This is a genomic window from Pseudomonadota bacterium, assembly GCA_034660915.1.
In the GTDB taxonomy this organism is placed as follows: domain Bacteria; phylum Desulfobacterota; class Anaeroferrophillalia; order Anaeroferrophillales; family Anaeroferrophillaceae; genus DQWO01.
The window spans coordinates 1-1,280 of sequence record JAYEKE010000158.1 but is presented as its reverse complement, the minus strand read 5'-3'; the positions used below and the strand labels follow the sequence as shown (position 1 = coordinate 1,280).

At 48.1% G+C, this 1,280-nt stretch carries 1 protein-coding gene; it reads right to left on the bottom strand.

Features of this window, described 5'->3' with window-relative positions; genetic code table 11:
* Positions 1-179: 179 nt before the first annotated feature.
* Positions 180-1,280: FG-GAP-like repeat-containing protein (locus U9P07_09200; GenBank protein MEA2109580.1), on the bottom strand; the 1,101-nt coding region annotated here is incomplete at its 5' end.

The window sequence follows — 1,280 nt, the reverse complement described above, 5'->3', positions numbered from 1 at the left end:
GTGGCTGAAAAATGGGGAGTGTCCCTCTTTTATTGTGCCAAGCAGCACTTAGATGAGATTTTGCTTCGCCCTGCTTCGCGTGGGGACACTCTTGACTTGCCCTTCACCGCTATCGCGGCGCCGGGGAAGTCAAGAATGTCCCCAATCCCGGCAGCATTAAGTACTTCATGGTAAATTTTTTATCGCCCCGGCAGCGGGAAGGACAGCAGGTAGCTGTCACCACTTACTTTCAATACATCATCGCCCCGTTTCACCATGGTGACAAATAATTCTTTCCCCAGAATGTTGAGGCTCTGTATGGGACCGCCCAGCTTGCCGGTCAAAGGTCTCAGGGAAAAACCAACATTGGACTGTTTGAGCAGCATCACCGAACCTTTGTTCAGAAAACCATATTCGCCAAGGCCGGTAGACATGGACGATGTATTTTTCACCAACAGCATCTCTTTCTTGCCATCACTATCCAGATCACAAGCTCTCAAGGGTACATCAATCTGTTTTTTATCGGTATAAGAAACCTTGGGGGTACCAACCTCAACCTGGACATTATTCAACGATCCGCCAACCCGCTCGTCACTGATCCACAGGCGCTTGCCGCCCTGGTAAATTTCCAGGAAACTTTGCTCGTTGACAAAGCACAACTCCCGCCGACCGTCACCATTAATATCATCGTATAAAGCTCCACAAATCCGGAAACCATGAGGAACAGCAAAAGCTTTCGTACTTTTTATTTGACCATTTTTTAATTTCAGCTGGTAAACCTGCGAACCGAACACCGACTCCATGCTGAACACCTGGCCGAGGAAATACCCGCCCCGGGCAATGGAATGCCCGCCCAGCACCCCCATGGCAAAGGGGACATTACTGGCAACAACCTGGAATTTCCCCTGGCGGTAACCAATAATGAACGAGGAGAAACCATCTTCAGTTTCTTTAACCGTGTTGACAATCAGCTCATCCCTCTGGTCTCCATCAATATCAACAACCTGGAGGTTCATAATTTCCCCCCATTTGTCAAAATGATAGCGATAACGGAATTTCAACCCTTTGCGGGTCAAGGTATAAACATAGATTTTTTCACTGTCAGTAAACACAACTTCAGTTTGATGGTCACCGGTCAAATCACCCATATCCATGCTTTTGACCACCAGGTTTATGGTATCAACTTTCCGATACCGGGGAATCAACACTCTTTCATTATCGGCGGTGGAAAGGGAATATAAACCATCCCCGGTTTCAAGTCCTGATTTCCCCGCTGACGGTCTGCCGGCTTGCCGGTTCAA